General features: G+C 59.6%; 7 protein-coding genes and 1 pseudogene. 6 read left to right on the forward strand and 2 right to left on the reverse strand.

Annotation, left to right across the window (positions count from 1 at the left end):
• The first annotated feature begins 255 nt into the window (after positions 1-255).
• The 4 genes from AC1D06_RS40165 to AC1D06_RS40180 all read left to right on the forward strand — a co-directional run bounded on the left by AC1D06_RS40165 (position 256) and on the right by AC1D06_RS40180 (position 1835).
• On the forward strand, positions 256-729 hold the full coding sequence (locus AC1D06_RS40165; RefSeq protein WP_477877216.1) for an Hsp20 family protein: 474 nt from the start codon (positions 256-258) through the stop codon (positions 727-729).
• 74 nt (positions 730-803) lie between these two features.
• On the forward strand, positions 804-1103 hold the full coding sequence (locus tag AC1D06_RS40170; protein ID WP_477877215.1) for a DUF982 domain-containing protein: 300 nt from the start codon (positions 804-806) through the stop codon (positions 1101-1103).
• Between the two features lie 9 nt (positions 1104-1112).
• Positions 1113-1391 carry a hypothetical protein gene (locus AC1D06_RS40175; RefSeq protein WP_477877214.1) on the forward strand — a complete coding sequence of 93 codons (279 nt, stop codon included), beginning with the start codon at positions 1113-1115 and terminating at the stop codon, positions 1389-1391.
• 297 nt (positions 1392-1688) lie between these two features.
• Positions 1689-1835 carry a DUF1127 domain-containing protein gene (locus AC1D06_RS40180; protein ID WP_080581738.1) on the forward strand — a complete coding sequence of 49 codons (147 nt, stop codon included), beginning with the start codon at positions 1689-1691 and terminating at the stop codon, positions 1833-1835.
• Positions 1836-2201: 366 nt separating this feature from the next.
• Here AC1D06_RS40180 and dinB read toward each other — a convergent pair.
• Positions 2202-3337: pseudogene (gene dinB / locus AC1D06_RS40185) on the reverse strand (DNA polymerase IV).
• Positions 3338-3504: 167 nt separating this feature from the next.
• Positions 3505-4842, reverse strand: a complete 1338-nt coding sequence (gene ltrA / locus AC1D06_RS40190; protein ID WP_477991072.1) for a group II intron reverse transcriptase/maturase — start codon at positions 4840-4842, stop codon at positions 3505-3507.
• 872 nt (positions 4843-5714) lie between these two features.
• Here ltrA and ligD point away from each other — a divergent pair.
• Entirely contained in the window at positions 5715-8363 is a 2649-nt protein-coding gene (gene ligD, locus AC1D06_RS40195; protein ID WP_477991073.1) for a DNA ligase D, read from the forward strand.
• Between the two features lie 54 nt (positions 8364-8417).
• Positions 8418-9119 (forward strand): hypothetical protein (locus AC1D06_RS40200; RefSeq protein ID WP_477991074.1); only part of this gene is annotated, 702 nt, incomplete at its 3' end.

Consider the following 9119-nt stretch of genomic DNA (forward strand, 5'->3'; position numbering starts at 1 on the left):
GCCCTCAAAGATCCGAAATAGATCATCAATTTGCGCTAACTGCCGGATCAACGAGAAACGGCAAAGTGGATCAATTCGTGCTGGAAACCAACAGCTGAAGCCGAAAACGAGCAAATTTTTTTCTGCCGCTGCTCTTGAATCCGAAATTCTCAAAAACCAAATCGATTGTCGCCAGCTGCTGAATGAGGGCTGGCCTTGCTGGGAGCGCCGCTTTCGGCGCTTCCGTATCCATGTTGCTTCAAGGAGGATATGGCTATGGCAACATCTTACGACTATGCACCGCTGTTCCGTTCCAGCGTCGGCTTCGACCGGGTTTTCAATCTTCTGGAAAACGCCCAGCGCGCCCGGTCGATCAGTGACTGGCCGCCCTATGACATCGTCAAGACCGGTGACGACACCTACCGGATTTCGATCGCGGTCGCGGGCTTCACCCAGGACGAACTCGACATCACCTTCCAATCCAATCTACTGACAGTCACAGGCAAGAAGCAGGAAGCGGCTGCCGAGGGCTACCTGCATCGTGGCATTGCCGGCCGGCCGTTCGAGCACCGGTTCGAACTCGCCGACCATGTCAGAGTGAACGGGGCGGACCTCAGCAACGGACTCCTGTCGGTCGATCTGGTTCGGGAGATCCCCGAGGCACTGAAGCCGCGCAAGATCTCGATCGAGAGCGCTGCTGGCTTGATGTCTGCTGCTCCCGCGCAGATCGAAGCGCACAAGGCGGCTTAACCTGCATTGTCCGCTCCACAAGGGCGCCGTCACTGCGGCGCCCATCAACATTCTGGGTTGGGAAGGAGAGAGCGATGAAACCCGATTTGTTTAGACAGCCTGTTTCTATTCTCGTCGGCCTTGGCTACCCAGCGGAGGTTCGCAGCGTCATGGATGCCTACCGGCATCTTTCCGAGTGCCCGACGTCACTCAGGGACAGCGCGCACGCGATTGCCCTCAAGGCCTGCAGTGCGGCACTGCGTGGCGAGATTGATGCGGAAACCGCGCGTGGCCTGTTTGCGGCCTTCGCCGAGAAACACGATCTGCTGGCGCCGGAAACCAATATGATCGCGGCCTCACGCCTGCGGCGTGACCGGGATCCACACGTGCAGTGAGGTGGCCCGATGACGCACGACATGTTGCAGCAGGCGGCTAGCGGCGCCATGGCGATGGGACCAGCGGTCTTGCTTCAGGATCTGCAGCTTCAGCGGCCAATCGATGTGGTGAGAGCGCCGGCTCTTTCCGTCGATGATAAGCGAACGACTCTCGCGGCATGGGCCTCCGACTTTTACGCTATCGATTCGAAGCCGGCCCTCCGGCAGGTGCCGGGAATGCCAGAGCCGATTTCTATCGATGAGATACAGTCCGCGCTGAAAGAACTCGATCGGCGCTATGGTATCTGACGGACCGCGCGTTCAAGCGGCCTGCTTCGACGATTGGGCGAGCCGCTTGATCGCCTGCGGGACATCGCGCTGCCGGAGACGGCGCTTTCACGCGTCGGCGTCCGACGACCTTTAATTGCGGGGCCTAAAAATCAGTATGTCCCGTTGAAAAGGAAATCCTATGCGTGCTGCGCATAGGTGGGGTGAGGGATTATCTCTGTTTTAAACCGATTGAAATGCCTATATTCCAATCATCGAAACGACGCCGGGACCAAGCAGGGTTGGTGACGTCACATAGCCTTCAGGAAGGGGATTATCATGAACGTAGCACGCTCTTTCAACAATTGGCGCAAGTATCGCCAGGCCGTCACCGAACTCGGACGCTTGACTGGCCGCGAACTCCAGGACCTCGGCATCGACCGCGCTGACATCCGCAGCGTTGCCCGCGCATCGATCGCGCGTTAACCGCATAGCGTCTGGTATCTAAGACTGTTCTACGCCCGCTGATGATGCGGGCGTTTTTGCGTCAAGTTCGCGGGTCTAAGTCGCTTGGATTCTCGTTCGCTAAGTGACCTTTCAGGCTTGTGTTCCTTGCATAGCTGCAGTGCAGCATGAGACATTGGCGCTGTCCGCGATCGGTGTATGATTAATCGCATCGAAGCAATGCACCTCCTCCCGCAAAGCTTCGATTTTCAGGCGGCCCACTCCTCCTCCCAGGGACGTCTGTCGGAACAGCGGCACTCCTCCTGCTAGCCGCTGTTCGGTTCTTTCGGAAAGCCTGCCGCACCTCCTCCCGCGGCAGGCTTTTTCGTTCTCAGGGCCTTGTTCCTGCTACAGATTGAGATCGAGTTGCGGCTGTCCCTCGGTCGCGTCGCTGGGCTGATCGTTGGTCAGCGACGATAGTGTTACACCCAACAGGCGCACGGACCGTTTGAAGGGATAGACAGTTGCCAGAAGTTCGGATGCCGCGTCGAATACATCGGCCATGCTTGTGAACGGAACTGTGGCCGTCCGACTGCGGGTCGCCTGGGTGAAGTCCGAGTATTTGATTTTCACGGTCACAGTCTTCCCGCTGATGCCCTGTGCCTCGCAATAGCGCCAGACCTTCTCGGCAAGCGGCTTCAGTTCCGCCTTCGCGTGTTCGAGGTCATCGATATCCTCGACGAATGTGTCTTCCGCGCCGACCGATTTGCGGATGCGGTCGGGCCTGACCTGGCGCTCGTCAATGCCACGCGCGATGCCATAGAAATAAGGACCGGATTTGCCGAAATGCTCCTGCAGGAAAGCGAGCGACTTCGATTTCAGGTCGAGCCCGGTTTCGATCCCGTATTTGCGCTACGCTCGGCCGTCGCCGGCCCCACGCCATGGAATTTTTTAACGGGCAGGGTTTCGACAAAGCCTGGTCCGTTCTTCGGCGTGATGACGGCCTGGCCATTGGGTTTGTTCAGATCGCTGGCCATTTTGGCGAGGAACTTATTGTAGGAAATCCCGGCTGAAGCGTTGAGCCCGGTGACCTGCTTGATCTTGGCGCGGATCTCCAGCGCAATCTCGGTGGCGATTTCCATGCCCTTCAGATTTTCCGTCACATCCAGATAGGCTTCGTCCAGCGATAGCGGCTCGATCAGCGGGGTATATTCGGCGAAGATTTCGCGGATTTGCTGGGAAACCGCCTTATAGACCTCGAAGCGCGGCGGCACGAAAATCAGGTCTGGACATTTGCGCTTCGCCGTGACCGACGGCATGGCCGAATGGACACCAAAAGCCCGTGCCTCATAGCTGGCGGCGGCCACCACGCCGCGCGCCGCCGATCCGCCGACGGCCAGCGGCTTGCCCCGGAGTTCCGGATTATCGCGCTGCTCGACCGACGCGTAAAACGGATAGAGTAGGCGATGAGCGCCTAGCCGCCTCGCAGCGGGTGGTCTCTCATCGCCTCTCGCCGAACCGGACTTGCGCCTTTCGTTACGCATCCGGCTCTCCAGAAGACATGGCAAATGCAGTCGTTTTCATCCAGCCAAGCAGGAACCGACTGATAGGAGTCCAAGCGAGAATATATTGCTCGTGGAGACCCTCTCGCCAGACGCGTCTTGTCGGGCGGCGACGGCTCGGCCCGAATGACCGCATTATGTCGCGCACCCTAGCCTTTCGGCGCTTCTTGCGAAGCCAGCACCAGATACGGCGTGTCACGAACCAGTCTATGGCCGTACACTTTCCCGGCTCGGGCGCAGTGGCGATAGTAGCCAGTCCAGCCTCGAAGGATTGAGTTCAGTTCATCGAGCTTCCGCCCAAGAGGCACCAAGTTCGTATTGACCTTGGTGAGGACCTTTATCTTGTGGCGCAGATCAGCGGATTTTGCTTTGGGTATCTCGATACGGGGGAAATACCCGTATCGTTTGTCCCATCGCATAGCGACGTGAAATCCGAGAAACTCGAACCCTTCCGCCACAGCCGTGATCCTGGTCTTTTCCGGTGACAGTTCGAGACCGGTCGTTCGCCGAAGGTAATCCGCCAGTGCGGACTTCTCCGCGACGGCATCTTCCTTCGAGCCTGAAACCAACACGACAAAGTCATCGGCATATCGGATCGGGAAGAACACACAGCGTCCTAGCCGGCGATCCCGTCCTCGTGCGCTTAGTGCCGCCGCCGCCTCGTCGCAGAGGCGGTGGTTCCGGATTTTCGTGCGGTGATAGGTCCATCGCTCATAGCGTTCCTCGATCGCGCTCAGTGCGATGTTGGCCAGCAACGGGGAGATGATCCCACCCTGAGGCGTGCCGTTATCTGTACGTAGGAATTGATCCTCGGCCAGAACGCCAGCCTTCAAGAACTGCCCGACCAACCCCGTCACCCGCCGGTCGGCCACGCGTGCGCGTACCCTCTCCAGGAGGTGGTGGTGGTTGATGTTGTCGAAACAGCCCTTTATGTCGCCCTCGATTATCCAGTTGTATGGCATTTGGTGCCGTCGGCTATCCGCTTCCCGCTTGCGCGGTTGGAGAGATAGCCGGATATGCTCCAAGGCCCCGTGTGTGCCCTTTCCGGGCCGAAACCCGTAGGAGACAGGCCAGAATTGAGCCTCGAAGATTGGCTCGAGAACTGCTTTGACCGCGCCTTGGACGACGCGATCCTTTACCGTGGGAATGCCCAAGGGTCGGAACTGCCCCGGTTTGCCCGCCTTCGGAATGAGCTTTCGCCGTGATGGATTCGGACGATATGCGCCAGAGCGCAATTCCTTCCGAATGCCTTCAAGGAATGCTTGCTCACCGATCCTTTGGCGAACGTGGTCCACAGTGATCCCGTCGACTCCAGCGGAGCGTTTTCCTTTATTCGTGGAAACACGCCGCCAGGCGTGACGGATCATGCGGGCGTCTGTAAGCCACCCCCATAGATCGCACCACGCTTCTTCGGGATTTGCCTTGCTTTGCTGATAGAGCCTGCGCTGAACGCCGAGTACCCAAGCCTCGTCGGCTTGATAATCCATGTCCACAGATTACTCCTCCGTCGTGCAATTCTATCGTCTTCCTGCTTCCCTTCGCCCTGCACGCGGCTTTCCCGCGCTCCGACTACTACGAAAGCTCCGCCCTCGGTGTCGTCCGTCTCCTGCCGTCGAGGCTAGCCCGGTTCCGTGCCAGGCAAACGATCCGAGTTCCCGTGTTCCGATCTCCAACCTTCGTGTCGTTAGACGGTGAGCTCTACCCCTGGCGATGCTGAGGACGGGCTGAGAGAGCGGTCCCTGTCCCGAGCACGATGTTCGTGCCCAGCAGCAGAGATGGACTGAACCCTGCCGCTTCGGATCGCGTTACCTCCGGTGCCAACACACCAGTGGAAGCGGTATGGATAAATACAGAGGCTTCCGGGCGCTCACTTCGTTGTCTCGTCATAGACACTGTGGTAGCCCGGCCCACGAGTGGTGGCTCGCACCCGGTACACTTGAGGCTGATCTGCTTATGACACCCAACCGGCGACGCCCGGTCGAGCTTCTCGGCCCCCTTTCGGCTGTTGCTCTTACAGCCGAGACGGCATTCCAACCGTCGGTCGAAAATCAGCAAGCTTGAGAGATGATGGCTAAGTCATATTTCACCTCTCTCGCGCCTTCACGGCGCACCGTCCATGTCGACGTGGACGATTTTCCGGACCGGAATGTTGCTCATATCGTTCATGGCGGCTTCGGCAATATAGGCTGCAGGCTCGGCATCTGGTGTGAGAGCTTTGCCCGAAACAAAGAGAGAACATAGCAGTCTTTGCGGCGATATCAACGATCCATTTGCACGACCTTTGCACGCGGTGAAACTACTGGCCTGCCGAGGCGTTCTGATCCTGTGACATCAACAAGCAGGAGGGAGCCGGGAGTTTATGGTCGACAATCTTTCGACATACCGTGCCAAGCGTGATTTCAAGAAAACGGGTGAACCGGGCGGCGAAGCTCAGGTGAAGCCGTCGAACCGTCGGCGGTTCGTCATCCAGAAGCACGATGCGACCCGTCTCCACTACGACCTTCGGCTCGAACTCGATGGTGTCTTCAAATCCTGGGCGGTGACCAAGGGTCCTTCACTCGACCCACACGACAAGCGGTTGGCCGTTGAAGTAGAAGATCACCCGCTCGACTATGGCGATTTCGAAGGCACCATCCCAAAAGGCCAATATGGCGGCGGCACAGTGATGCTGTGGGACCGGGGCTACTGGGAGCCAGAAGGTAACAGGTCGCCGGAGGAAGCGCTCGCCAAAGGTGATTTCAAATTCACGCTGGACGGCAAGCGGCTGCACGGCAGCTTCGTCCTCGTGCGTATGCGCCATGATCGCGATGGCGGCAAGCGGACCAACTGGTTGCTGATCAAGCATCATGACGACTTTTCGGTCGACGAGAACGGAGCGGCCGTCCTGGAGGAAAACGATACGTCGGTGGCTTCTAGCCGGACGATGTCGACGATCGCGTCCGGAAAGGGCAGGAAACCCAAGCCATTCATGATGCAGAATGGCGACGTCGAGGTGGATGCGGTGTGGGACAGCAATCACGGCCTTGCGGCGGAGAAGCGCAGTGCGGGCGTGAAGACCACGAAAAAGCCGGCTGCCGCCAGGCGGACAAAATCCGCCATGCCGGATTTTGTCCCACCGCAGCTCTGCGAAACCCTGGCCCGCCCGCCATCCGCCGATGGCTGGATCCATGAGATCAAGTTCGACGGTTATCGTATCCAGATGAGGATTGAGGATGGTGACGCAACCCTGAAAACCCGCAAGGGTCTTGACTGGACGGCCAAATACCCGGCCATCGCCGCGTCAGCCTCGGCTCTTCCCGGTGCCATCATCGATGGAGAAATCTGTGCGCTGGACGAAAACGGCGCCCCGCATTTCGCTGCGCTACAGGCGGCGCTGTCGGAAGGAAAGACCGACGATCTGGTGTACTTCGCTTTCGACCTGCTATTCGTCGGCGACGAAGACCTGCGCGAACTGCCGCTCACCGAACGGAAGGAACGGCTGGCGGCGCTGTTGTCCGACGCCGGCGAGGATCCGCGTTTGCGCTTCGTCGAGCATTTCGAAACCGGTGGCGATGCAGTTTTGAGATCTGCCTGCCGTTTGTCGTTGGAAGGGATTGTCTCCAAGCAGGGCGACGCTCCCTATCAGTCAGGCCGCACGGAGACCTGGGCGAAGTCGAAATGCAGGGCAGGGCATGAAGTCGTCATCGGCGCCTATGCCAAGACCAATGGCAAGTTCCGATCGTTGCTCGTCGGCGTCAATCGCGGCGATCACTTTGTCTATGTCGGCCGGGTCGGTACGGGCTATGGCGCCAAGACCGTCGAGACGCTGCTCCCCAAGCTGCAGCAAATGGAGGCGTCAAAATCGCCGTTCACAGGGATCGGGGCGCCGAAGAAGAGTCCCGATATCGTCTGGTTGAAGCCAGAGCTGGTTGCCGAGATTGAGTTTGCCGGATGGACGGCCGATGGCCAAGTTCGGCAGGCGGCATTCAAGGGCTTGCGGGAAGATAAGCCGGCGGCAGAAGTCGAGGCCGAGAAGCCGGCTTCACCTTCCGAGACTGAGGTGCCCGATCCCGAGACGTCGAAACCAGCGCCAAAGCGTTTCCGCAAGGGCGCGAAGGTGGAGGTTATGGGCGTCATGATCTCCAGTCCCGACAAGGCGCTGTGGCCGGATGCTGGTGACGGAGAGCCGGTGACAAAGGTCGATCTGGCCCGCTATCACGAAGCCGTCGGTCCCTGGCTGATCGACCACATCAAGGGGCGCCCCTGCTCGATTATACGCACACCGGACGGAATCGGCGGAGAACAATTCTTCCAGCGCCATGCCATGCCGGGGACATCGAACTTGCTGGAATTGGTTACGGTCTTCGGCGACAAGAAGCCTTACCTGCAGATCGCCCGCGTCGAAGGCTTGGCCGCCATCGCCCAGATCGGCGGCGTCGAGCTGCATCCGTGGAATTGTGAGCCTGGTCAGCCAGAAGTGCCTGGCCGTCTGGTGTTCGACCTCGATCCGGGACCTGATGTCGAGTTCTCCACCGTCGTCGAAGCCGCCCGCGAAATCCGCGATCGGCTGTACGACCTCGGGCTCGTCAGCTTCTGCAAGACGACGGGTGGCAAGGGACTGCACGTAGTGACGCCTCTCGCCGTGTCGATGGGCAAGAAACTCAGCTGGGACATAGCGAAGAGCTTTGCCCATGATGTCTGCGAGCAGATGGCCCGCCACAATCCGGATCTCTACTTGATCAAGATGGCCAAGAACCAGCGCGAGGGGCGCATCTTTCTCGACTACCTGCGCAACGATCGCATGGCGACGGCGGTGGCGCCGTTGTCTCCACGGGCGCGGCCAGGCGCCACCGTGTCGATGCCGCTGACTTGGACGCAGGTGAAATCCGACCTCGATCCGAAGCGATTTACGGTGCGCACCGTGCCTGCACTGCTTGCGAAAACGTCCGCATGGCGGGACTATTGTGATGGCCAGCGGCCACTGGAACAGGCGATCAAACGTCTCGGGAAATCCAGGCAGGCAGCATGAGCGTTCGAGCACGACGCAGCCAAAACAAAAGCTGCATTGCTGCGGTAAGGCACTATGGAAGAGGAACCGAACGACAAAATCCAGGCTGGACAGCGTGTTGGCGCAACGACTGATCTGCCGCACGATCGTATCACCGTACAGCGCTTTCGCGAGTCTTTCCCGCGCGCTCGGTGGAGCGACAGCCTGAATGCGTGGTTTGTGCCCGGCCGCACCGCCGAGAGGCGCATCGGCCGCTGGCTAGCCGAGATGGAGGCAGAGGCCGACGCTTTCGCCGACGACAAGGGCAGGGACGCCTTTACCTTCGATCCGATCGAAAGCCGCTATCTCGAAGCAATGCCAGCGGTTATCGAAATCCGGACGCCTTACGCGCGAACCATCGTCAATGAGATCCGGGAAATCCCGCATGCCCGTTGGGACGGCGATCGCCGCTTGTGGACTGTGCCTTACCGTTCTCTTGAGGAACTCCGCCGGCGATGGCGGGCGATCGAGGCGGCGGCCGGGCGCGCTGAGCCGCAGGCGCGACGCGCGCGGCGGGACGCCATCAGGGGGGCCGAGGAGGAAGAGGCGTCCAAGGCAAGGATAAGGGAGCGTCGGCGGAAACGCTATCCCGTGCTCGCCGATGATGGCCCACCGTTCCAGCGCGCGATTGGCACCCATGTCGGCGTCGTTTTCTTCATCGGTACGGATGGTGAACTGGCGGATTCTGATACGGTCAGTGCGTTCTACTTTTCCGCAGGCGAGGGAGAGGAATACATC

The organism is Rhizobium sp. P2_G2 (assembly GCF_056403555.1).